This is a genomic window from Actimicrobium sp. GrIS 1.19, assembly GCF_035984655.1.
Lineage (GTDB): Bacteria > Pseudomonadota > Gammaproteobacteria > Burkholderiales > Burkholderiaceae_D > Actimicrobium.
On sequence record NZ_JAXCHT010000001.1, the window covers coordinates 329996 to 352600 of the forward strand.

Consider the following 22605-nt stretch of genomic DNA (forward strand, 5'->3'; position numbering starts at 1 on the left):
ATAAGCAACAGGAGACACGATGACCGACGTCATCCTCGAAACAAAAAGCCTGACCAAAGAGTTCAAGGGTTTCACCGCAGTCAATGCCGTGAATCTGCGCGTCCAGCGTGGGCATATTCACGCATTGATCGGGCCCAATGGTGCTGGCAAGACCACCTGCTTCAATTTACTGACAAAGTTTCTGGTCCCGACTTCGGGCCAGATTTTGTTCAATGGAAAAGATATTACTTCGGCTCAGCCGGCGCAAATTGCGCGTCAGGGTGTGATTCGATCGTTCCAGATTTCAGCTGTGTTTCCGCACCTTTCCGTGATGGAGAATGTTCGCATCGGCTTGCAAAGATCGCTCGGCACCTCCTTCCATTTCTGGAAAAGCGAACGCAGTCTGGCCAGCCTCAATGATCGGGCGATGGCGCTCCTGGCTGAAGTCGATTTGTCCGAATTTGCCGATACCATCACCGTCGATTTACCCTACGGCCGCAAACGCGCGCTGGAAATTGCCACGACGCTGGCAATGGATCCCGAGCTGATGCTGCTCGATGAGCCAACCCAGGGCATGGGCCACGAAGACGTCGACCGCGTGACGGCCTTGATCAAGAAGGTATCTGCTGGTCGCACCATTCTGATGGTCGAGCACAACATGAAAGTCGTCGCCGGCATCTGTGATCGCATCTCCGTTCTGCAACGCGGAGCAATGCTGGCCGAAGGCCGCTACGAGGAAGTCTCAAGTAATCCGCAAGTGATGGAAGCCTATATGGGTACAAGCACCGGCGCACTCGAAGGAGCCCATTGATGGCGGTGAAAGCACTGGAGATTTCCAACCTGCACGCGTGGTACGGCGAATCACACATTTTGCATGACGTGAATCTGTCGGTCGATCAAGGTGAAGTAGTTACCTTGCTGGGCCGTAATGGCGCTGGCCGCAGCACCATCCTGCGCGCGATCATGGGCCTGACAGGAACGCGCAAGGGCTCGATCAAAATCGGCGGCGTGGAGGCGGTCGGCATGCCCACGCACAAGGTTGCGCATCTGGGTGTCGGATATTGCCCGGAGGAGCGCGGCATTTTTTCCTCCTTGTCAGCCGAAGAAAACCTGATGTTGCCGCCACCGGTATCGAAGACTGACAAAGGCATGTCGGTTGACGAGATCTACGCCATGTTTCCAAATCTGAAGGAACGCCGGTTCATCCAGGGAACCCGTTTGTCGGGTGGTGAGCAGCAGATGCTGGCAGTGGCGCGCATTCTGCGTACCGGCGCCCGGTTGTTGCTGCTGGATGAGATTTCGGAGGGCCTGGCGCCGGTCATCGTGCAGGCGCTCGGGCGGATGATCACGATGCTCAAGGCCAAGGGTTACACCATCGTGATGGTCGAACAGAATTTCCGTTTCGCGGCACCGCTGGCGGGCCGGTTTTATGTGGTTGAGCATGGTCAGATTGTCGAGACTTTTGCTTCCGCCGAGCTGGAAGCCAAAATGCCCGTGCTCAATGAGTTGTTGGGCGTCTGACTGCGACAATGTTCTGCAAGCTGTTCATATCCTAGGAGAAGAGACAATGTTGACCAAAGCAAAAACAATCAAACGCAAGACCATGGCACTGGCAGTCGCTGGTTCGGTTGCAATGGCAGTCGCCGGTAGCGCGGGTGCGCAAATCTCCGGCGATGTCGTGAAGATCGGGTTCATTACCGATATCTCCGGCCTGTATTCGGACATCGACGGCCAGGGTGGCGCCGCAGCCATCAAGATGGCGATCGCGGATTTCGGTGGCACCGTCAACGGCAAGAAAATCGAAGTGGTATCGGCTGACCACCAGAACAAGGCCGACATCGCCGCCAGCAAGGCGCGCGAATGGTTTGACCAACAGGGTGTCGACGTGCTGATCGGCGGCACCAATTCGGGTACCAACCTGGCCATGTCAAAGGTTGCTCTCGAAAAGAAAAAGCCATTCATCTCGATCGGCGCCGGCAGCGCCCGCCTGACCAACGAGGAATGCACACCCTACACGATTCACTACGCCTATGACACCGTGGCGCTGGCCAAGGGTACCGGCGCAGCAGTGGTCAAACAAGGTGGCAAGAGCTGGTTCTTTTTGACGGCGGATTACGCGTTTGGCGCATCGCTGGAGAATGACACGACAACGGTGGTCAAGGCGAACGGCGGTACGGTTGCCGGCTCCGTCAAGCATCCACTGTCAGCGTCCGACTTCTCATCGTTCCTGTTGCAGGCACAAGCTTCGAAAGCGCAGATCCTCGGTCTCGCCAACGCGGGCGGCGACACCATCAACGCGATCAAGGCAGCCAATGAATTCGGCGTGACCAAGACCATGAAGTTGGCCGGTTTGCTGATGTTTATCAACGACGTGCATTCCCTGACGCCGAAGCTGACCCAGGGCATGTACCTGACCGACAGCTGGTACTGGGATCAAAGCGATGAGTCGCGCAAATGGTCGCGCCGCTATTTCGAAAAAATGAAAAAGATGCCGTCGAGTTTGCAGGCTGCGGATTACTCGGCAACGCTGACGTATCTCAACGCCGTCAAGGCTGCCGGTTCGGATGACAGCGAGAAGGTGTTGGCCGAAATGCGCAAGGCCAAGGTCAACGACATGTACGCAAAGGGTGGCTACATCCGCGGCGACGGCAGCATGATTCATGAAATGTATCTGATGCAGGTGAAGACGCCGGCGGAATCGAAATATCCATGGGATTACTACAAAGTCATCCAGAAGATTCCTGGTGACGAAGCGTTCACCACGAAAGCCGAAAGCAAGTGCGCGAGCTGGAAATAAGTCGGGCAACGCCGGCGCGTTGATGCTGTCAGTGCGGTCGCGGTCGACCGCTCCGGTTTCCCAGCGCGCCAATTTTTTGCATTCTCACCCGGGCCTTCCCGGGTGTTCTTTTCTTTGAATTTGCCATGGAAATTTTCGGCGTTCCCCTTCAGGCAATGATGAGCCAGCTGTTGCTGGGGCTGGTCAATGGCTCGTTTTATGCAATGTTGTCGTTGGGCCTGGCGGTTATCTTTGGCCTGCTTAACGTAATTAACTTCGCTCACGGCGCCCTGTACATGCTGGGTGCCTTCGCCGCCTGGATTGGCTTGACCTATTTCGGGTTGAGCTACTGGGTGATGCTTGTGGTCGGCCCGCTGGTGGTCGGTGTGTTCGGCATCATCGTGGAAAAAACCATGCTGCGCTGGCTGTACAAGCTGGACCATCTCTACGGCCTGTTGCTGACATTCGGCATCACGTTGATGTTGGAAGGCATTTTCCGTTCAATTTATGGTGTGTCCGGGCAGCCGTATTCGGTGCCGGACGCATTGGCAGGCGCAACCGACCTTGGCTTCATGGTTTTGCCGAATTATCGAGCCTGGGTCGTTCTGGCGTCGCTGACAGTCTGTTTCGCGACCTGGTTTGTTATCGAGAAGACCCGCCTGGGCGCCTATCTGCGTGCGGGCACCGAAAACCCGAAACTGGTTGAGGCATTCGGGATCAATGTGCCGTTGATGGTCACGCTGACCTACGGCTTCGGTGTTGCCCTGGCTGCATTTGCCGGTGTACTGGCGGCGCCGGTGATCCAGGTCTCGCCGCTGATGGGCTCGAACCTGATTATCGTCGTGTTCGCGGTGGTCGTGATTGGCGGCATGGGGTCGATTCTGGGGTCCATTCTAACCGGACTCGGACTGGGAATCATCGAAGGTCTCACCCGCGTCTTTTATCCTGAGCTGTCGGCGACGGTGGTGTTCATCGTCATGGCAATCGTGCTGATGATTCGTCCTGCCGGGCTGTTTGGCAAAGAAAAATAGTGAGCAGTTGCTGTCGGCCAGCAACAAGACTGGCTTGCGTAACCACAACGGATTGATCAGGGCAGGGTGACTCCGCTGCCGCAATGGAGCTTGAAAGTATGAACAAGATAATCGGTTACGGAATCGTCCTGGTCGCATTGCTGTGCGCGCCCTATTTGGTGTACCCGGTGTTTCTGATGAAGGTGTTGTGCTTTGCACTGTTTGCTTGTGCATTTAACCTGTTGATCGGATTTACCGGGTTGTTGTCGTTCGGACACGCAATCTTCTTTGGCGGCGCCGGGTACGTCGCGGGTTATGCGATGACCAAAATGGGGTTGTCTCCCGAGCTCGGTATCCTGGCCGGGTCGCTGGCAGGCGCGCTGATTGGTTTGATGGTTGGCAGCCTGGCGATTCGTCGGCAGGGGATTTATTTCACCATGATTACGCTGGCGCTGGCCCAGATGTTGTACTTCGTGTTTTTACAGGCGAAGTTCACCGGCGGTGAAGATGGCTTGCAGGGCGTGCCTCGCGGCAAATTACTTGGCTTGATCGATTTGTCCAACGACACCACGCTGTATTTCCTGGTGTTGGCGATCGCGGTGGGCGGCTACGCCCTCATCATGCGTATCGTCCATTCGCACTTTGGTCAGGTACTCAAGGCCATCAAGGAGAACGAACCGCGCGCCATTTCCCTCGGCTACGACGTGAACAAGTACAAGTTATTGGCATTCGTCCTGTCGGCCGGCTTGTCTGGGCTTGCCGGCGCGACCAAGACGCTGGTGCTGGGTTTCGAGACACTGACGGACGTGCATTGGTCAATGTCCGGACTGGTGGTGTTGATGACTCTGGTGGGCGGCCTTGGAACGTTGGTCGGCCCGATCGTCGGCGCGGTAATCATCATCGCGCTGGAGAACAAACTGGGTGACGCCGGTGACTGGTTGGCAACCGTCACCCAGATCGAGTGGTTTCGCTCCATCGGTGAATCGGTGACGATTGTCATTGGCCTCATCTTCATTATCTGCGTGCTGGTGTTCCGTCGCGGGATTGTCGGCGAACTGGCAGCACGTTTCAAACGCAGCTGATCACATTGCAGCGGCGTAGATACGTCGCGCATCATCACGGCTGACCGCGCGCGGGTTGTTTCCAAGCAGCCGCGTTTGTAGCATGGCATCGTCAGCGAGTCGATCAAGATCCGATTCGCCGATGCCGACGTCTCGCAGTCGCGTTGCGATTCCCACCTCGATAGCCAATTGTTCCATCGACGCGATCAAGGCGTTGCAACGGGATTCCGGTGATCCATTCACACCCGGCACAATCAAGTCGGCCAGCTCTGCATACAGCCCGCATGCGTCCGGGGCGTTGAATCGGAGTACATGTGGTAGCACCAGTGAATTGGACAGCCCGTGCGGCACGTGGAAAATTCCCCCGATCGGGTAGGCCAGTGCGTGCACTGCGGCACAGGGCGCATTGGCAAATGCCTGCCCCGCGAGCATCGCACCAAGCAGCATCGCTTCACGCGCCGCAAGATTCGTTCCATCCGTGCAGGCCACCCGCAGGTTGGTTGCTATCAGTCCCAATGCCTGGCGGGCGAGGGCGTCCGACAGGGGGTTTTTCTTGTGCCTGGTGGTATAGGCTTCAATCGCATGGACCATTGCATCGATGCCAGTGGCTGCAGTGACGTGCGGCGGTAAGCCTGTGGTCAGTGTGGCGTCAAGGATCGCCAGGTCAGCGTATAAGCGCGGCGAGACAACGCCCATCTTGGTCGTTGCTCCGGTGGTAACGATGGAAATCGGTGTTACCTCGGAGCCTGTTCCTGCGGTGGTCGGAATTTGAACCAGTGGCAGACGCTTGCCTGTGACGTTGCCTATGCCGTACATTTTCTGGAGCGGCTGGTCGCTGGCAACGAGGATTGCGATCAGCTTTGCGACGTCCATAGAGCTACCTCCGCCGAGCCCGATGACGAGTTCGACTTGCTGTTCTCGCGCCGCAGCGGCTGCACGCAGGACCACGGCTTCGGGCGGGTCGGCGACAACTTCGGCGAATACAGTGACCTCGAATTTGGCGCTCGTCAGGGACGCAACGGGGGAATCTACCAAGCCGGTGGCCAGAAAGCCTGGATCGGTGACAATCAGAACGCGACGGACCCCGGGAAATTTTTCAGAAAGAATAGCGCCGAGCTCGCCCGCCGCGCCTTGTTGACAAAGAATGCTGGGAACGGTGTCGAACGAAAAAGGCTTCGTGGCTAGGTTGGTGTTCATTTATGCTTCCTGTAACGGTCATCTTGGTGCAATTTTACTGTGCAGTAGCTCGCCGCGGTAGAATGTTGTCGATCGAATCATCCCGGTTTTGCCCCAGCTTCAGGGCTTGTCGTCGAGAACGCCTGGAAGCGGTCGCATGTTACGGCGGTGATTCGGGAAGTTATCCAATCGGGTCGGATTGTTTCACGTGAAACACGCAAAATAAGAGTGAGGACTACGGTGCACGACTCAGCAATTTTTCAGCGTACCGAAGCCGGGCGCGCTGAAATCCAAACAAAAATGCATGGCTTGACGCAAAGCGAGCGTCTCGCGCTGATTGTCATTGATGGCATCACACCATATATCGCGCTACGCGAAAAACTGAAGGGTCTTGCTGACGAGCGCTTCGAGAGGGCGCTTGCCAGTCTGGCCAAAAAGCACCTGATCTTTGAAGTACTGCTTAAAGAAGACAACGTCGTGCCAGATCATTTCGAGCCGGAGGTGATTGATCGCTTTCTGCAGCAGGATCCGATGGATCCGGTCACGATCATTTCCTTTGACGCCGAAGGTGACTTTGATCTCGATATGCCGGCTGAAATTGCGCTGCCGATCCCGCCCACGCCATCGCATGCGCCGTTAGTGCAGGATGCCGCTCTCGGGGTCGATGATGATTTGTTGCCACTCGAGAAAGATGTTCACGTTTCTCAGGCCCCCAAAATCACCAGTGTCGATTTTTACGTGCCATTGGAGAAGGGCCGTCCGGAAATCGCTGGCACGAGGGCGCCGAATGCATCTCCGGTGGTTCGCGCGCGTGGGGCGGCGCCGGTCCTTTCATCGAGCCGTCTGCAATGGGGGCAGGTGTTCGTCGCTGCGGGGGTGATCCTGATCGTGGGCTCGGTCCTGCTACGCTGGATGCGCTGAAGGTTTCACGTGAAACATGCGTCGCGCGGTTCCAACATTGGATCGGCTTGCAGGGTCGAAAAGACTTTATAATCTCGCCTCTGTTCACCGTCCATCGGGCGAAATATGCAATATCCATCAGAATTTGACGTCATCGTGGTAGGCGGCGGTCACGCGGGTACCGAGGCTGCATTGGCCTCGGCCCGTATGGGGCAAACTACATTGCTCCTGACGCACAACATTGAAACGCTTGGGCAGATGTCCTGCAATCCTTCCATCGGCGGGATTGGCAAAGGGCACTTGGTTCGAGAAGTTGACGCAATGGGTGGTGCGATGGCAATCGCCACTGACGAAGCGGGTATTCAATTTCGCATATTGAACTCATCAAAAGGTCCGGCCGTGCGGGCCACCCGCGCCCAAGCCGACCGCATCATGTACAAGCAGGCGATCCGCTCCCGGTTGGAAAATCAGCCAAATTTGTGGTTGTTCCAGCAAGCGGTCGATGACCTGATCGTGGAAGGCGAGCGTGTTGTCGGTGCCGACACACAGATTGGCATTCGTTTCCGCAGTCGTTCAGTCGTGCTGACGGCCGGCACTTTTCTCGATGGGAAAATCCACGTTGGACTGAATAATTACGCCGCCGGGAGGGCTGGTGACCCACCTGCCGTTTCATTGTCGGCGCGCCTCAAGGAGTTGCGCCTGCCGCAGGGGCGCCTGAAAACCGGCACGCCGCCACGTCTGGATGGACGCACCATTGATTTTTCAGTCATGCAGGAGCAGCCTGGCGACCTCGATCCGGTGCCGGTGTTTTCCGTGATGGGCACCGCCGCGATGCACCCGCGTCAATTGCCGTGCTGGATTACCCACACCAATGAGCGCACCCACGACATCATTCGCGCGGGGCTCGATCGCAGCCCCATGTACACCGGAGTGATCGAAGGTGTCGGCCCGCGCTATTGTCCATCCATCGAAGACAAGATTCATCGTTTCGCTGGCAAGGCTTCGCATCAGATATTTCTTGAGCCAGAGGGCCTGACCACGCACGAGTTCTACCCGAACGGGATCTCGACCAGTCTGCCCTTTGATGTGCAGCTGGCACTGGTGCAATCGATGGTCGGCCTCGAGCGTGCGCACATCCTGCGTCCCGGCTATGCGATCGAATACGATTATTTCGATCCGCGTGGTCTGAAGGCCTCGCTCGAAACCAAGGCCATCCAGGGGTTGTTCTTTGCAGGACAAATTAACGGCACAACCGGCTACGAAGAGGCGGCAGCACAGGGCATGCTGGCTGGCTTGAATGCAGCCCTGCAGACGCAGGGGAGGGCCGCCTGGACACCGGGCCGGGACCAGGCCTACCTCGGCGTGTTGGTCGATGATCTGATCACACAGGGTGTGCAGGAGCCTTACCGGATGTTCACGAGCCGCGCCGAATATCGCCTGAGTCTGCGCGAAGATAACGCCGACATGCGCTTGACCGAGATTGGTCGGGAACTTGGTTGCGTCGGCGACGTGCAATGGGCCGCCTTCGAGCGCAAGCGCGAAGCGGTGGCGAGGGAGCTTGAGCGACTGCGTTCCACCTGGGTTAGTCCGAAAGTGTTATCCGACGCTGAAGCCGAGCGCGTTCTGGGGAAGCCGATTGAGCGCGAGTATGCGCTTGCCGACCTGCTGCGGCGTCCGAACATCAGTTATGCCGCCGTGCTCAGTCTGACCGGAACCGACGGGCAGCCGTTGGCCGGTGTCGGCGTGGATGATCCCGTGGTGCGAGAGCAGATCGAGATCCAGTTGAAGTACGCCGGGTATATCGATCGACAAGCCAAGGAAATCGAGCGCCACGAGTACTACGAACACCTCAAGCTGCCGAGCGGATTCGATTATCTCGGCGTTCCTGCTCTGTCGACGGAAGTTCGCCAGAAATTGCATCAACAGCGGCCCGAAACGCTTGGCCAGGCATCGCGCATTTCCGGTGTGACGCCGGCCGCGATTTCGTTGTTGTTGGTGCACTTGAAGAAAGGCGGCTTCAAGGAGTTTGCTTCTGTCCCGGTGGTGACCGATGTTGCAGCATAAGGCGGCCCGACAATGACGCAATTTGACCGGGGTGCCCTGACAAAAACGCTACAGGAAGGGAGTGACGAACTCGGCCTTGCACTCAACCCGGACACCATTGGGCGCCTGATTGACTATCTCGCGCTGCTCAGCAAGTGGAATGCCGTCTATAACCTGACGGCCGTGCGCGATCCGAAGCAAATGGTCGTCCAGCACCTGCTCGACTCGCTGGCGATACTCCCCGCGTTTTTCCACGTGAAACATGTACTGGATGTCGGCGCGGGCGGCGGGCTGCCTGGCATGGTGTTGGCGATTTGGGCGCTGCAAGCGGCCCCCGGGATGCGCATCTCCATGATCGACACGGTCCACAAGAAGACCGCATTTTTGACCCAGGCCAAGGTTGAACTGGGCCTGAGCAACGTCACTGTGCACACCGCGCGGGTGGAGCAATTGATCGTTAGCCAGCCCTTCGATGTCATCACCTCGCGTGCCTTTGCAGACCTGTCCGATTTTGTGAACTGGTCGGCGCACCTGCTGGCCGCAGGCGGCCAGTTCATTGCAATGAAAGGCGTCAGGCCGGACGAGGAGATCTCGCGCCTGCCGGCTGGGTGGATCGTTACCGAAGTGCGTCCATTGGCGGTTCCTGGATTGCAGGCTGAACGCCATTTGGTTTTTATTCAAAGAGAAAGTGCCTGACAGGACGATCCGGGCATCCGATTCACGATCAACGAAAAACCAATGGCCAAAATATTCTGCATTGCAAACCAGAAGGGCGGCGTAGGCAAGACCACCACCGCAGTTAACCTCGCTGCCGGTCTGGCCCAGGTTCGCCAGCGCGTGCTGTTGGTCGATCTCGATCCGCAAGGCAATGCAACGATGGGCGCGGGTATCAACAAGGCTACGTTGAAGGCCTCGACGTACGAGGTGCTGCTGGGGATTTCAGACGTCGCCAGCGCCCGCCTGAAGTCCGAGACAGGCGGTTTCGACGTGTTGCCGGCGAATCGCGAGCTGGCTGGCGCAGAAGTCGAAATGGTGCAGCTCGACAATCGCGAAAAGCGCCTCAAGGATGCGTTGGCTCTGGTTGCCCAGGAATATGATTTCATCCTGATCGACTGCCCGCCGGCATTGTCGATGCTGACCCTGAACGGATTGTGCTCTGCGCACGGCGTAATCATTCCGATGCAGTGCGAGTATTACGCGCTCGAGGGCTTGTCTGATTTGGTCAACACGATCAAGAAAGTGCACGCCAAGCTGAATACGGACCTGAAAATCATCGGCCTGTTAAGGGTGATGTTTGATCCACGCATGACCCTGTCACAGCAGGTATCGGCGCAGCTTGAGCAGCATTTCGGCGACAAGGTATTCAAAACCCTGATCCCGCGCAACATTCGGCTGGCCGAAGCGCCGTCGTATGGCATGCCGGGTGTCAACTTCGATCCGACCTCCAAAGGTGCGCAAGCGTATATCGCGTTTGGCGTCGAAATGGTCGAACGTATCAAAACAATGTAAAGAAGCCATGGTCACGAAAAAACATAAAGGCGGCCTCGGCCGCGGTCTTGAAGCGCTGCTGGGCGGTCCAGGCGACATGAACGAGACCATGCCTGATGTGCCGGGTGCACCCTCGACGCTGGCGATCAGTGTCATGCAGGCGGGTAAATATCAGCCACGCACGCGCATGGACGAGGGGGCGCTGAACGAGCTTGCCGCCTCGATCAAGGCACAGGGACTGCTGCAGGCGATTCTGGTTCGGCCAATCGCGCCCCGGGACGGCGCCGAGCGCTACGAGATCATCGCCGGAGAGCGTCGCTTTCGGGCCGCACAACTGGCCGGCCTGACCGAAGTGCCAGTGCTGGTCAAGGATGTCGACGACCAGACCGCAGCGGCAATGGCGTTGATCGAAAATATCCAGCGCGAAGACCTCAATCCGCTTGAGGAAGCGCAGGGGATTCAACGCCTGATCAGCGATTTTGACTTCACGCACGAGCAGGCTGCCAGCGCGGTTGGGCGATCGCGCAGCGCGGTCTCAAACCTTTTGCGATTGCTCAACCTTGCCAAGCCAGTGCAAACCATGTTGATGGCTGGGGACATCGATATGGGGCATGCGCGCGCGCTGTTGCCGGTTGACGCTGCGAGTCAGATTACGCTGGCCAATCAGGTGGTGGCCAAGCGGATGTCGGTCCGCGACGCCGAAAAGCTGGTGGCGCGCACGACCAGCGAACAGGTCAATTCACCGAAGTTGGCAAAACAGAAATCACGCGATATTGTCCGGCTTGAGGACGAGTTATCGGACGCCCTCGCGACAACGGTACAGATCAAGCTTGGTACACGCAGCAAAGGCCAGGTAATTATTGACTTCTCCGACCTCGATGCGCTTGATGGTGTCATTGCACGCCTTCGTGTTTCTACATAGCACGCACCAAATAAAGCCGCCGTTGCGGCATTTCGCGCAATGGTTTCGAGCAATGCCAGTTTATGGGGCACCAAGTAATTGACGGTTGCTTCGGAAAGCACTTATAATCCAACGGCTTCCGAATACCCCCCCTTCAAACATCATTCAGACGTTCATTGTGATCCAGGCGACTGGCAATGAACCCACGACCTTGGACAAGCATGTTGCGCGTAGTGTTAATGCAATTCGCGGCGACGCTGGTCGTAAGTCTGATTGCCGGTGCCATGATCGGAATGCCTGGTTTCTGGTCGGCACTGTTGGGGGGATTATGTTGTGTGATACCAAATGGGTTGTTTGCGCTGCGTTTGTTCTCTGATACGCGCAAGTCGGGCGAACCCAATCCCACCTCATTTTTTGTTGGTGAATTTGTCAAGATTGCGTTGACGGTCGCATTTCTGGGTGCGACCGCGTGGCTGTATCACGATTTGAACTGGCTGGCGCTACTCGCCGCCTTCATCGTGGCGCTGAAAAGTTACATCATCTTATTATTTAGGCACTGACATGACGACTGAAGCGATTGCTGGCGCGGCTGCGGAACACGCTCCGACTGCCTCTGAATACATCGTCCATCACCTGGGTCATCTGTCGACCAGGCATCAGGACAAAATCGTCGATTTTTCCATTCTTAACGTGGATACCATTTTCTGGTCCATTTTTGCTGGCGTCGTTGGCTGCCTCGTGATGTATCTGGCAGCGCGCAAAGCGACATCCGGCGTGCCGGGCCGTTTTCAAGGCGCTGTCGAGATGGTCTACGAAATGGTCGACGACCAGGCCAAGGCGATTGTCCATGGCGACCGCAGCTTTATCGCGCCGCTGGCACTGACCATTTTCGTCTGGGTTGCACTGATGAACTCGCTCGATTTTCTGCCGGTCGACATGTTTTCCGGCCTGTTTCATCTTCTTGGCGTGGAGCAGTACTTCCCGCATCACCGCGTCGTCCCGACCGCCGATCTGAATGGCACGATGGGGATTGCACTCGGCGTGTTCGCCCTGATGATGTATTACAACATCAAGATCAAGGGCGTCGGCGGCTTCATCCATGAACTGTTTGCTGCACCATTTGGTATTTGGCTGCTACCGTTCAACTTCCTGCTGAACGTAATTGAATTCGTGGCCAAGACCGTGTCGCTGGCAATGCGGCTGTTCGGCAACATGTATGCCGGCGAGTTGCTGTTCCTGCTGATCGCTTTGCTTGGCTCCACCGCGACTGCATTCGGATTTATCGGCCATGTATTTGCCGGTTCCATCTGGGCCATCTTCCATATCCTGATTGTTTTCCTGCAAGCGTTCATCTTCATGATGTTGACGCTGGTATATATCGGTCAGGCGCACGAAGGGCACTAAGTGGTTTCAGGTTTTGAAAATTGTGGTATCGCGTTGCTGGTTTTTTGATTTGATTTTTATATTTACTTTAACTTTGAAGGAATTGTGATGACTGACCTCTCATTTGTAGCTTTGGCCTGCGGTTTGATTATTGGCCTGGGCGCAATCGGCGCTTGTATCGGTATCGGTATCATGGGCGGCAAATACCTCGAAGCATCGGCACGTCAGCCTGAATTGATGAATACGCTTCAAACCAAAATGTTTCTGCTGGCTGGTCTGATCGATGCTGCGTTCCTGATTGGTGTTGGTATTGCGATGTTGTTCGCATTCTCGAACCCATTCAAGTAATCCGCTTCTCGTGGCTGCATCCCGGTTCGGGATGTTGGCCGACCGTATTCTGCTAAGGAAATTACCATGAACCTGAATGCAACCTTGATTGCACAGTTCGTGGTCTTCTTCATCCTCGCTGGCTTCACGATGAAATTCGTGTGGCCGCCGTTGACAAAAGCGCTCGACGAGCGCTCCAAGAAGATCTCGGACGGTTTGGCAGCAGCCGAACGCGGCAAGGCCGAAATGGCCGCCGCAGAAAAGCGTGTCCAGGCACAGTTGGCATCGGCGAACGATGCCGGCCAAAAGCGGATCAGCGATGCTGAGAAGCGCGCCCAGGGCATCATTGACGAAGCCAAGCACACAGCATCGGCCGAAGCCGCGCGTATCCTCGCTGCAGCCAAAGCCGACGCCGACCAGCAAGTGACCCAGGCGCGCGAAGCATTGCGCGATCAGGTAGCCACGCTGGCGGTGAAAGGTGCTGAACAGATCTTGAAGCGCGAAGTCAACGCTGCTGTGCACGCCGATTTGTTGAACCAACTGAAAACCGAGCTGTAATCATGGCAGAACTCGCAACGATTGCCCGCCCGTACGCAGAAGCATTGTTCCGTGTCGCCAAGGGAGCCGATCTGGCTGTCTGGTCAAGTCTGGTTGCCGAAATGGCACAGGTCGCGGCGAATCCGGATCTGCAGGCTTTTGCGCACAATCCGAAAATCGCCGATGCCGATGTCGAATCAACATTCCTGTCGGCGATCAAATCGCCGGTCAGTGCTGAAGCCAAAAACTTCATCAGCATGTTGATCGAAAACGGCCGACTGGGTTTGTTGCCTGAAATCGACGTGCAATTCCAGGTATTGAAAAATACCTTGGAAGGTGCTGCCGATGCGGAGATTGTCAGCGCGTTTGACCTGTCGACGACGCAAGTCAGTGAATTGATTGCCACGCTTGAAAAGAAATTCGGTCGCAAACTCAATCCGTTGGTGACGGTTGATCCGTCGCTGATTGGTGGTGTGCGCGTTGTTGTCGCTGATGAAGTGCTCGATACGTCGGTGCGCGCCAAGCTGCAACAGATGCAGCTTGCGCTGACAGCGTAGGTCTGCCGCGTCGCTCTGCGTTTGCCTGAGCACATAGAATAATTTTAGGAGTTTATATGCAACTCAACCCGTCCGAAATCAGCGAGCTGATCAAGAGCCGGATTCAAGGTCTGGCCGACAGCGCCGAGATCCGCAATCAGGGTACGGTTATTTCCGTGTCCGATGGTATCTGCCGCATCCACGGTCTGTCCGACGTGATGCAAGGCGAGATGCTGGAATTCCCAGGCAACACCTTCGGTCTCGCACTGAACCTGGAGCGCGACTCGGTCGGTTCCGTGATCCTGGGCGACTACGAGCACATCTCCGAAGGCGATACGGTCAAATGTACCGGCCGCATTCTGGAAGTGCCAATTGGCCCTGAGCTGTGCGGTCGCGTGGTCAATGCGCTCGGTCAGCCGATCGACGGCAAAGGCCCGATCAACGCCAAGCTGTCGGCGCCAATCGAAAAAATCGCGCCAGGCGTGATTGCACGCCAATCGGTGTCGCAGCCAATGCAAACTGGTCTGAAATCGATCGATGCAATGGTGCCAATCGGACGCGGTCAACGCGAACTGATCATCGGCGACCGTCAAACCGGCAAGACCGCGGTGGCGATCGATGCGATCATCAACCAAAAAGGCCAGGGCGTGACATGTATCTATGTCGCGATCGGCCAAAAAGCATCGTCGATCAAGAATATCGTGCGCTCGCTTGAGCTGCACAATGCGATGGAATACACGATCGTGGTTGCGGCATCGGCTTCCGAGTCCGCTGCAATGCAATTCGTCGCACCGTATGCCGGTTGCGCGATGGGCGAATACTTCCGTGATCGTGGCGAAGACGCCTTGATCGTGTACGACGATTTGTCGAAGCAAGCTGTTGCGTACCGTCAGGTGTCGCTGCTGCTGCGTCGTCCGCCAGGCCGCGAAGCCTATCCCGGCGACGTGTTCTACCTCCACAGCCGTTTGCTGGAGCGCGCAGCACGCGTCAATCCAAAGTACGTCGAAGATTTCACCAAAGGCGAAGTCAAGGGCAAAACCGGTTCGCTGACGGCGCTGCCGATCATTGAAACGCAAGCCGGCGACGTCTCCGCGTTCGTGCCAACCAACGTGATTTCGATCACTGACGGCCAGATTTTCCTTGAGACCTCCCTGTTCAACGCCGGTATTCGTCCAGCGATTAACGCCGGTATTTCGGTGTCGCGTGTGGGTGGTGCAGCGCAGACCAAAGTGATCAAGAACCTGTCCGGCGGTATTCGTACCGACTTGGCGCAGTATCGTGAATTGGCTGCCTTTGCACAATTTGCATCAGACCTTGATGCATCGACCCGCAAACAGCTCGACCGCGGCGCCCGCGTGACGGAATTGCTGAAGCAGGCACAGTATTCGCCACTGTCGATCTCGTTGATGGCGTGTTCGCTGTTTGCCGTCAACAAGGGTTACCTCGACGATGTTGAAGTCAAAAAAGTGCTCGCCTTCGAAGCCGGTCTGCATGGTTTCATGAAAAGCAGCCACGCCGATCTGCTGCAGAAGATTGAAGAGACCAAGCAACTCGACAAGGACGGTGAAGTTGCACTGGCCGCCGCTGTTGCTGATTTCAAGAAATCGTTCTGACCCCAACCTGTGCATAAGGAGTAATTACGCATGGCTTCAGGCAAAGAAATCCGTGGCAAGATCAAGAGCGTAGAAAATACGAAGAAGATCACCAAGGCGATGGAAATGGTTGCCGCTTCCAAGATGCGCAAGGCGCAGGAGCGGATGCGTGCGGCCCGTCCATACAGCGAGAAAATTCGTAATATCGCAGCGAACCTGGCGCAAGCCAATCCTGAATACACGCATCCGTTTCTGGTCAAGCAGGAAAACGCCAAGCGCGTTGGGTTCATCGTCGTCACCACCGACAAGGGATTGTGTGGCGGCCTGAATACCAATGCATTGCGTCTGTTGACGACCAAATTGCGTGATGTCGAAAGCAAGGGCAACAAGGTTGATGCCGTTGCGATTGGCAACAAGGGCTTCGGTTTTCTCAACCGTATCGGTGCCACCGTTGTCGCGCACGCCGTGCAATTGGGCGACGCGCCACATCTCGACAAGCTGATCGGCCCTGTCAAGGTGCTGCTCGATGCCTATCAGGAAGGTCAGCTTGATGCGGTGTACCTGGTCTATACCAAGTTCATCAATACGATGCGCCAGGAAGCAACGCTGGAGCAATTGCTCCCACTGACATCGGAAAAGATGGAAGCGGACAAGGGCAGTCACGCCTGGGACTACATTTACGAACCGGATCCGCAGGCCGTCATTGACGAATTGCTGGTGCGTTATGTCGAGGCGCTGATCTTCCAGGCGGTTGCCGAAAACATGGCGTCCGAGCAATCGGCGCGGATGGTCGCGATGAAGTCCGCGAGCGACAATGCCGGCAACGTGATTGGTGAGCTCAAGCTGGTGTACAACAAGACGCGGCAGGCAGCGATTACCAAGGAATTGTCGGAGATTGTGGCGGGAGCGGCGGCAGTTTAATCAGCGGCATGGCGGGGTCGATGCGTCGCGCAAGACGACCACCGACCCACTACGCAACTGGTCTCAGCCAACGCAACTGCGTGCACGGACCGACAGGCCCAGGCAGACGAACACAGCAGCAAGCAAAAAGATGAAGCAGCCCGACGGTCCGCCCTCGCATCAGCGGAGGATGAACCGGGGAGCTGCCAAAGAATTTAAATTACTTTTGAAGGATCCAACATGGCTGACGGCAAAATCGTTCAGTGTATCGGCGCAGTGGTGGACGTTGAGTTCCCGCGTAACGCGATGCCCAAGGTGTATGACGCCTTGAAAATGGAAGGCTCGGAACTGACGCTGGAAGTGCAGCAGCAACTTGGCGACGGTATCGTCCGCACCATTGCGCTCGGTACTTCCGACGGTTTGCGCCGCGGCATGATCATTCAAAATACCGGCAAGCCAATTACGGTACCGGTCGGCAAAGCAACATTGGGCCGCATCATGGACGTGCTGGGTAACCCGATCGACGAATGCGGTCCGGTCAGCCACGAACAGACGGCATCGATTCACCGCAAGGCGCCTGCCTATGATGAATTGTCCCCATCGCAAGATCTGCTCGAAACCGGCATCAAGGTGATCGATCTGGTTTGTCCGTTTGCCAAGGGCGGTAAAGTCGGCCTGTTCGGCGGTGCCGGCGTGGGCAAGACCGTGAACATGATGGAACTGATCAACAACATCGCCAAGGCCCACAGCGGTCTGTCAGTGTTCGCCGGTGTCGGCGAGCGTACTCGTGAAGGCAATGACTTCTACCACGAGATGGCTGATGCGAAAGTCGTCGATCTGGAAAATCCGGAGAACTCGAAAGTCGCGATGGTGTACGGTCAGATGAATGAACCGCCAGGCAACCGTCTGCGTGTCGCGCTGACCGGTTTGACGATCGCCGAGAGCTTCCGCGATGAAGGCAAGGACGTTTTGTTCTTCGTCGATAACATTTATCGCTTCACGTTGGCCGGTACCGAAGTATCCGCGCTGCTTGGTCGTATGCCATCCGCAGTGGGATACCAGCCAACGCTGGCCGAAGAGATGGGCCGTCTGCAAGAGCGCATCACGTCGACCAAAGTCGGCTCGATCACATCGATTCAGGCCGTCTACGTGCCAGCCGATGACTTGACCGATCCGTCGCCAGCTACCACGTTTGCCCATTTGGACTCCACCGTCGTGCTCTCGCGTGACATCGCTTCGCTGGGTATTTATCCTGCAGTTGATCCACTTGACTCGACCTCGCGTCAGCTTGATCCGCTGGTCGTTGGCCAGGACCACTACGACACTGCACGCGCTGTTCAAGGCACGCTGCAGCGTTACAAGGAACTGCGCGACATCATTGCGATTCTGGGCATGGACGAATTGGCGCCGGAAGACAAATTGCTCGTCGCACGCGCCCGTAAAATGCAGCGTTTCCTGTCGCAGCCGTTCCACGTGGCCGAAGTATTTACTGGTTCGCCAGGAAAATACGTTTCGCTCAAGGACACGATCAAGGGCTTCAAGATGATCGCATCCGGTGAACTCGATCACCTGCCGGAACAAGCGTTCTACATGGTCGGCACGATCGAAGAAGCAATCGAAAAAGCCAAGAAGACTCAGTAATCGACGCTGACAGGCGTCCCACGACGCCTGTTGTCCGATGACTGAAGCAATGCACAGAGAAGGTTCCAAGATGGCACACACTATTCACGTTGATGTAGTTTCGGCCGAGATGCAGATTTTTTCGGGTGAAGCCGAATTCGTTGCGTTGCCGGGCGAGTCCGGCGAACTGGGGATTTATCCGCGTCATACGCCGTTGATCACCCGCATCAAGCCAGGCACTGTACGGATCAAGATTCCTGGCAAGGATGAGATGGAACTGGTGTTTGTTGCCGGTGGCATCCTTGAGGTTCAGCCGAATACCGTGACGGTACTGGCAGACACGGCGATCCGCGGCAGCGATCTGGACGAAGCGAAGGCCACTGAAGCAAAGCGGATGGCCGAAGAAGCCCTGGTCAACCGTGAATCGAAGATCGATTACGCGGCTGCCCAAGCCGAGTTGTCGGTAGCGATTGCCCAATTGGCCGCAATCCAGCGTCTGCGTCAAAAGCGTTAAAACGTATTTCCGCGAGAGCGGAGGTCGTGTGAAAGGCAGCCCTGGCTGCCTTTTTTTCGTCCATTTTTCCGTACGGACAGGAGTCTCATCGATCAACAGAGAACAAAACGCGGTATTGACAAGAACATGGGCACTTCTGCGCCAACAGACAGTGATGTGCCAACGCTACAGATTTGGTTTATGGCGCGGAAGATTATTGATGTACCGGCAAAATAAATCTTCAAATCAATGACATCCGGCATGGTGGCGATAAGTTTTCATGCAGGTGCATGGTTCGCTCAGGGCTTGGTGTGAGCGAGCAGGACCTGAAGGGAAGCGACCGCAGCAGGAGCACACGCTTGCCTCGGCTCCCGCCGACATGGACAAACCGGCTCCCCGGGCACGGACCCATGGCGCCTTATGAAACCAGACCCTCAAGCTACAACACGACACGCCGCCGCCTGGGGAATCCATCATCACGGACAAGTATGACAATCGCAGACTCAACCCCGCACGCAGCATCGAACTTGCCCCTCGCGGCGAAAAAAAGTAAGCAGGCAATGCGCTATCTGCCAGTGCTCTTGCTGGCGGCCCTTTGCACGAGTGGCTGCGGTGGCGGCGGCGGAGCGACCAGCGCCGCAGTCGACACCACTACTTTCAACCAGACTGCGCAGACGAATGCCGCGCCGGACAGCGCTGCCGCGGCGCCCGAAGCATCGGCTGACGACATGGCCATGAGCGCACCTGATCAGACCTCCGGGAATGCACCCGCTGAACAGTCTGGTACAACTACAGTGTTATCTCTCACCAGCAGTGTCGGCGGCACAGTCAGTTCGACCGCTAACGGCATCACCTGCGCTTCGGGTGCCAGCTGTAGCGCGACCTTCGGCACAGGAACCAGTGTCGTGCTGGCCGCGCAAGCACTGTCCGGCTATGCCTTCAATCACTGGAGCGGCAGCTGCAGTGGCAGCAACCCGTCCTGCACGGTCGCGCTGTCGGCCAGCACCAGCGCGACGGCAACGTTCGTTCCAATCATTCCCATTACCGGCGCCCCGTACGTCCGCTACATCGACGCCGTCAGCGGTCCGGTGACCGGCGGTGAAGGCAACAATGGCGCCTACCTGTCGATCTTCGGCAACAACTTCGGCTCCAGCGGCATGGGCACGACCACCAAGGTCTATATCGGTGGCAGCGAAGTCGCCAATTACCGTTATCTCGGCACCGCCAAGGTCGGCAGCAAGCTCGGCCTGCAGCAACTCACTGTGCAGGTTGGCAATCTCGGCAATGCTGTTGCCGGCACCGCGCTGCCGATCAGCGTCGTCGTCAACGGCGTGACCAGCAATGTCGACCAGACCTTCACGCCCAATCCGGGCCGCATCCTGTTCGTCGCCCTGAACGGCAACGACAGCACCGCCGTCGCCGGCGACATCAGCAAGCCGTGGCGCTATCTGCAAACCAGCGCACGTGGCGGCGCCTATGGCACGCTCCAGGCGGGCGACCATGTCGTCATCCGTGGCGGTAACTGGTCCGACACCGGCTTCGATGGCGCCTGGCTGCGCTTCCGCGACACCCAGCAACAGGGTTCCGCACCGACCGGCGCTGCCAGGACCGGCTGGATTCACATTACCGCCTATCCGGGGCCAGTCAGCGGCAACGCCATCGAGGATGTGCATTACTCGACGCCGTCCGGCGTCAAGGGCGGCATCCAGGGGCCGAACTCGGCTTACTACGCCACCACCGGTGACTGGGTCTCGATTTCCAACCTGCGCATGGATGTCAGTGCCACCGCCAGTTCCGACGCGGCGCCACTCAATGTGCAATACGGCGCCGGCCCATGGCGCGTGGTCAACAATGAACTCGGCCCATGGCCGTCGACGCTGGCCGCACCGGGCAACGCCATGGGCGGCGGCGTGGCGGGACACGGCAACAACGTCAAGGTGTATGGCAACAACATCCATGACATCGCCTGTGTCGGTGCGCTGGAAAACCACGGCATCTATATCGATTCCGGCGCCACCAACTGGGACGTCGGCTTCAACTGGGTGCACAACATCACCGGCGGCAACCTGCTGCAGATGTTCGACAATGTCGGCCTGGCGGGCAATAACTACGTAGGCTTCCCGGCCAACTGGGCGGGCTTCAGCGGCATGCAGGTGCATCACAACTGGTTCGACGGCTCCGGCAAATACGGTCTGAATTTGGCCGACAGCATCATCTCCGGCACGATCTGGAACAATGTCGTCACCGGTGCGACCTACTCTGGCCTGCGCATCAACACCATCTCGCAAAACATGAACATGACGATTGCGTTCAACACGTTCTATGACAACGACCGTGTCGTCAGCGGCTCCGGCAATGCCCAGGTGCTCAATACCTGGGGCAACTACAGTCCGACCGGCACCATCCGGATCTACGACAACCTGTTTGCCGCCGGACCAGCCACGCTGGCCAGCTCAAGCTATTACGCCAACGAGGGCTCGTCGGACAGCTATCTCGACTTCAAGCGTAATTTGTACTGGGCCAATGGCAACGGGTGGAGTACGCTGGCGCGGGACAGCACCGGACTGTATGGCGATCCGAAACTGACCGCCACCCTGGCCCTTGGCGCGGGCAGCGTCGCCATCGACGCCGCCACCCAGGCCACACCGATCACCGTCAACGACGATCTCACCGGCCTCGTCTCGCGCCCGCGCGGTGCGGCCAAGGATATCGGGGCCTTTGAACGATAACAATGAGAGACAAACAGAACGCATGAAAACCAGCAATCAGTTCCGCCCCAGCAAGTCCCAAAAGATTACGGATGCCGATGCGGCAGCCAAGCCATTGTCCAGTGGCGACAAGGCCAAGGACAAGTTAGCCGTCGAAGACCTCGCGCAGCGAATTGCGGCAGTCCAGAATGTTTTCTTCGCGGCCCACGCACGCAAATTACTGATCGTCTTGCAGGGGATGGATACTTCCGGCAAGGACGGCACGGTCAAGGAAGTTTTCGGTCGTACCGATCCGCTGGGCATACGCAGCGTTCCGTTCAAGGCGCCAACAGTCGTCGAACGCGAACATGATTTCCTCTGGCGGATTCATGCACAGGTGCCGGCGCAAGGTGAAATCGTGATCTTTAACCGCAGTCACTACGAAGACGTCCTCATCACCAATGTGCATGGGTGGATCGACAAGGCCGAAAGCGAACGCCGCATGGCCCACATCCGCGATTTCGAGCGCATGCTGGCCGAAACCGGCACGGTCATCCTCAAGTTCTTCCTGCATATTTCGAAAGACGCGCAAAAAGCACGGTTGGAAGAGCGCATCGCCGATCCAGAAAAAAACTGGAAATTCGATCCGCAGGATCTGGTCGAGCGCAAGTCATGGGACGAGTATCAGCAAGCCTATGCGACCGCCATCAATGCAACCGATGCCGATCACGCGCCGTGGTTTATTATCCCTGCCGATTCGAAGACGCACCGCAATCTGGCGATTGGCACGATTGTGCTCGAAGTCCTGGAGGGGATGAAGCTGTCCTATCCGCCCGCGAAACCAGAACTGCTTGAACTGAAAATTACCTAAGGAAACGCGGAACAAATCGAATTCCGCCTGTTCGACGGCGTAGCGCGGATTTTTTGTTCGCGTTACGTCGAACGTTTGCGATTTTTCCTGTGGTCGCATCCACTTTTTCAAGTTTCACACCTCTTTCGAGGCGTTTCCCGGCGCACTTAGCGCCACCGTGCCCACTATGGGCGTAACTGTCCCCTTGCCATGTACAGGTTACTCAAGGCAAACAAGATATTGAGCTGCGCGTCGTTCTTGGCCAATCCCTTGTAGCGCGTCTTTTTGTATTTGAAGATGTTCTTGACGACGTGGAACGGATGCTCCACCCGCGCCCGTACCTGCG

Annotated in this window: 23 protein-coding genes; 21 read left to right on the top strand and 2 right to left on the bottom strand. The window is 57.0% G+C overall.

Translation table 11 applies throughout. The annotated features are described in order from the left end of the window. Positions 1 to 19 precede the first annotated feature (19 nt). The 5 genes from RCH09_RS01585 (at position 20) to RCH09_RS01605 (ending at position 4847) form a co-directional block, all read left to right on the top strand. Complete coding sequence (locus RCH09_RS01585; RefSeq protein ID WP_326939269.1) at positions 20 to 790, top strand: ABC transporter ATP-binding protein; 771 nt, start codon at positions 20 to 22, stop codon at positions 788 to 790. Then, positions 790 to 1500, top strand: a complete 711-nt coding sequence (locus RCH09_RS01590; protein ID WP_326939270.1) for an ABC transporter ATP-binding protein — start codon at positions 790 to 792, stop codon at positions 1498 to 1500. The genes RCH09_RS01585 and RCH09_RS01590 overlap by 1 nt, the downstream gene beginning before the upstream one ends. 67 nt (positions 1501 to 1567) lie before the next feature. Continuing rightward, positions 1568 to 2776: an ABC transporter substrate-binding protein gene (locus RCH09_RS01595; protein WP_326939300.1), complete on the top strand. Its 1209-nt coding sequence runs from the start codon at positions 1568 to 1570 to the stop codon at positions 2774 to 2776. A 125-nt stretch (positions 2777 to 2901) separates the two neighbouring features. Continuing rightward, positions 2902 to 3786, top strand: a complete 885-nt coding sequence (locus RCH09_RS01600; protein WP_326939271.1) for a branched-chain amino acid ABC transporter permease — start codon at positions 2902 to 2904, stop codon at positions 3784 to 3786. Between the two features lie 98 nt (positions 3787 to 3884). Then, positions 3885 to 4847 (top strand): branched-chain amino acid ABC transporter permease, encoded by a 963-nt coding sequence (locus tag RCH09_RS01605; protein ID WP_326939273.1) that lies wholly within the window; start codon positions 3885 to 3887, stop codon positions 4845 to 4847. Here RCH09_RS01605 and RCH09_RS01610 read toward each other — a convergent pair whose 3' ends face one another. Then, positions 4848 to 6023, bottom strand: coding sequence for an iron-containing alcohol dehydrogenase (locus RCH09_RS01610; RefSeq protein ID WP_326939274.1), 1176 nt, complete (start codon positions 6021 to 6023; stop codon positions 4848 to 4850). It abuts the gene before it with no gap. Positions 6024 to 6242: 219 nt separating this feature from the next. On the opposite strand from RCH09_RS01610, the gene RCH09_RS01615 reads away from it, so the two are divergent. The 16 genes from RCH09_RS01615 (at position 6243) to RCH09_RS01690 (ending at position 22280) form a co-directional block, all read left to right on the top strand. Next, complete coding sequence (locus RCH09_RS01615) at positions 6243 to 6923, top strand: hypothetical protein (RefSeq protein WP_326939275.1); 681 nt, start codon at positions 6243 to 6245, stop codon at positions 6921 to 6923. Between the two features lie 105 nt (positions 6924 to 7028). Beyond that, positions 7029 to 8966 (top strand): tRNA uridine-5-carboxymethylaminomethyl(34) synthesis enzyme MnmG, encoded by a 1938-nt coding sequence (gene mnmG / locus RCH09_RS01620; RefSeq protein WP_326939276.1) that lies wholly within the window; start codon positions 7029 to 7031, stop codon positions 8964 to 8966. A 12-nt stretch (positions 8967 to 8978) separates the two neighbouring features. Continuing rightward, a complete protein-coding gene (gene rsmG, locus RCH09_RS01625) occupies positions 8979 to 9641 on the top strand; it encodes a 16S rRNA (guanine(527)-N(7))-methyltransferase RsmG (RefSeq protein ID WP_326939277.1) in 663 nt (220 codons plus the stop codon). A gap of 42 nt (positions 9642 to 9683) precedes the next feature. Then, positions 9684 to 10454, top strand: coding sequence for a ParA family protein (locus RCH09_RS01630; RefSeq protein WP_326939278.1), 771 nt, complete (start codon positions 9684 to 9686; stop codon positions 10452 to 10454). A 7-nt stretch (positions 10455 to 10461) separates the two neighbouring features. Then, positions 10462 to 11355 (top strand): ParB/RepB/Spo0J family partition protein, encoded by an 894-nt coding sequence (locus RCH09_RS01635; protein ID WP_326939301.1) that lies wholly within the window; start codon positions 10462 to 10464, stop codon positions 11353 to 11355. A 200-nt stretch (positions 11356 to 11555) separates the two neighbouring features. Beyond that, positions 11556 to 11894: an ATP synthase subunit I gene (locus RCH09_RS01640; protein ID WP_326939279.1), complete on the top strand. Its 339-nt coding sequence runs from the start codon at positions 11556 to 11558 to the stop codon at positions 11892 to 11894. A 16-nt stretch (positions 11895 to 11910) separates the two neighbouring features. Continuing rightward, positions 11911 to 12738 carry a F0F1 ATP synthase subunit A gene (atpB, locus tag RCH09_RS01645; protein WP_442784989.1) on the top strand — a complete coding sequence of 276 codons (828 nt, stop codon included), beginning with the start codon at positions 11911 to 11913 and terminating at the stop codon, positions 12736 to 12738. A gap of 87 nt (positions 12739 to 12825) precedes the next feature. Next, entirely contained in the window at positions 12826 to 13065 is a 240-nt protein-coding gene (gene atpE / locus RCH09_RS01650; protein ID WP_326939281.1) for a F0F1 ATP synthase subunit C, read from the top strand. A 66-nt stretch (positions 13066 to 13131) separates the two neighbouring features. Then, on the top strand, positions 13132 to 13602 hold the full coding sequence (locus RCH09_RS01655; protein WP_326939282.1) for a F0F1 ATP synthase subunit B: 471 nt from the start codon (positions 13132 to 13134) through the stop codon (positions 13600 to 13602). Positions 13603 to 13604: 2 nt separating this feature from the next. Further along, positions 13605 to 14138, top strand: coding sequence for a F0F1 ATP synthase subunit delta (locus tag RCH09_RS01660; RefSeq protein ID WP_326939283.1), 534 nt, complete (start codon positions 13605 to 13607; stop codon positions 14136 to 14138). Between the two features lie 56 nt (positions 14139 to 14194). After that, complete coding sequence (gene atpA, locus RCH09_RS01665; protein ID WP_326939284.1) at positions 14195 to 15730, top strand: F0F1 ATP synthase subunit alpha; 1536 nt, start codon at positions 14195 to 14197, stop codon at positions 15728 to 15730. A 30-nt stretch (positions 15731 to 15760) separates the two neighbouring features. Next, complete coding sequence (atpG, locus tag RCH09_RS01670) at positions 15761 to 16630, top strand: F0F1 ATP synthase subunit gamma (RefSeq protein WP_326939285.1); 870 nt, start codon at positions 15761 to 15763, stop codon at positions 16628 to 16630. A gap of 219 nt (positions 16631 to 16849) precedes the next feature. Beyond that, the gene (atpD, locus tag RCH09_RS01675; protein ID WP_326939287.1) at positions 16850 to 18250 is read left to right on the top strand and encodes a F0F1 ATP synthase subunit beta; all 1401 of its coding nucleotides are present in this window, start codon (positions 16850 to 16852) and stop codon (positions 18248 to 18250) included. 70 nt (positions 18251 to 18320) lie between these two features. Further along, a complete protein-coding gene (locus RCH09_RS01680; RefSeq protein WP_326939288.1) occupies positions 18321 to 18743 on the top strand; it encodes a F0F1 ATP synthase subunit epsilon in 423 nt (140 codons plus the stop codon). A 539-nt stretch (positions 18744 to 19282) separates the two neighbouring features. Beyond that, a complete protein-coding gene (locus RCH09_RS01685) occupies positions 19283 to 21451 on the top strand; it encodes a choice-of-anchor Q domain-containing protein (RefSeq protein WP_326939289.1) in 2169 nt (722 codons plus the stop codon). Between the two features lie 22 nt (positions 21452 to 21473). After that, positions 21474 to 22280: a PPK2 family polyphosphate kinase gene (locus RCH09_RS01690; RefSeq protein ID WP_326939290.1), complete on the top strand. Its 807-nt coding sequence runs from the start codon at positions 21474 to 21476 to the stop codon at positions 22278 to 22280. A gap of 164 nt (positions 22281 to 22444) precedes the next feature. On the opposite strand, the gene RCH09_RS01695 is transcribed toward RCH09_RS01690, so the two are convergent. Beyond that, on the bottom strand, positions 22445 to 22605 hold a 161-nt coding region (locus RCH09_RS01695), incomplete at its 5' end, for a transposase (protein ID WP_442784990.1).

Bases quoted from the DNA above. Each gene is read 5' to 3' on its own strand.
- RCH09_RS01585 (WP_326939269.1), top strand. From the start codon at position 20: ATGACCGACGTCATCCTCGAAACAAAAAGCCTGACCAAAGAGTTCAAG.
- RCH09_RS01590 (WP_326939270.1), top strand. From the start codon at position 790: ATGGCGGTGAAAGCACTGGAGATTTCCAACCTGCACGCGTGGTACGGC.
- RCH09_RS01600 (WP_326939271.1), top strand. From the start codon at position 2,902: ATGGAAATTTTCGGCGTTCCCCTTCAGGCAATGATGAGCCAGCTGTTG.
- RCH09_RS01605 (WP_326939273.1), top strand. From the start codon at position 3,885: ATGAACAAGATAATCGGTTACGGAATCGTCCTGGTCGCATTGCTGTGC.
- RCH09_RS01610 (WP_326939274.1), bottom strand. From the start codon at position 6,023: ATGAACACCAACCTAGCCACGAAGCCTTTTTCGTTCGACACCGTTCCC.
- mnmG (WP_326939276.1), top strand. From the start codon at position 7,029: ATGCAATATCCATCAGAATTTGACGTCATCGTGGTAGGCGGCGGTCAC.
- rsmG (WP_326939277.1), top strand. From the start codon at position 8,979: ATGACGCAATTTGACCGGGGTGCCCTGACAAAAACGCTACAGGAAGGG.
- RCH09_RS01630 (WP_326939278.1), top strand. From the start codon at position 9,684: ATGGCCAAAATATTCTGCATTGCAAACCAGAAGGGCGGCGTAGGCAAG.
- RCH09_RS01635 (WP_326939301.1), top strand. From the start codon at position 10,462: ATGGTCACGAAAAAACATAAAGGCGGCCTCGGCCGCGGTCTTGAAGCG.
- RCH09_RS01640 (WP_326939279.1), top strand. From the start codon at position 11,556: ATGTTGCGCGTAGTGTTAATGCAATTCGCGGCGACGCTGGTCGTAAGT.
- atpE (WP_326939281.1), top strand. From the start codon at position 12,826: ATGACTGACCTCTCATTTGTAGCTTTGGCCTGCGGTTTGATTATTGGC.
- RCH09_RS01655 (WP_326939282.1), top strand. From the start codon at position 13,132: ATGAACCTGAATGCAACCTTGATTGCACAGTTCGTGGTCTTCTTCATC.
- RCH09_RS01660 (WP_326939283.1), top strand. From the start codon at position 13,605: ATGGCAGAACTCGCAACGATTGCCCGCCCGTACGCAGAAGCATTGTTC.
- atpA (WP_326939284.1), top strand. From the start codon at position 14,195: ATGCAACTCAACCCGTCCGAAATCAGCGAGCTGATCAAGAGCCGGATT.
- atpG (WP_326939285.1), top strand. From the start codon at position 15,761: ATGGCTTCAGGCAAAGAAATCCGTGGCAAGATCAAGAGCGTAGAAAAT.
- atpD (WP_326939287.1), top strand. From the start codon at position 16,850: ATGGCTGACGGCAAAATCGTTCAGTGTATCGGCGCAGTGGTGGACGTT.
- RCH09_RS01680 (WP_326939288.1), top strand. From the start codon at position 18,321: ATGGCACACACTATTCACGTTGATGTAGTTTCGGCCGAGATGCAGATT.
- RCH09_RS01685 (WP_326939289.1), top strand. From the start codon at position 19,283: ATGCGCTATCTGCCAGTGCTCTTGCTGGCGGCCCTTTGCACGAGTGGC.
- RCH09_RS01690 (WP_326939290.1), top strand. From the start codon at position 21,474: ATGAAAACCAGCAATCAGTTCCGCCCCAGCAAGTCCCAAAAGATTACG.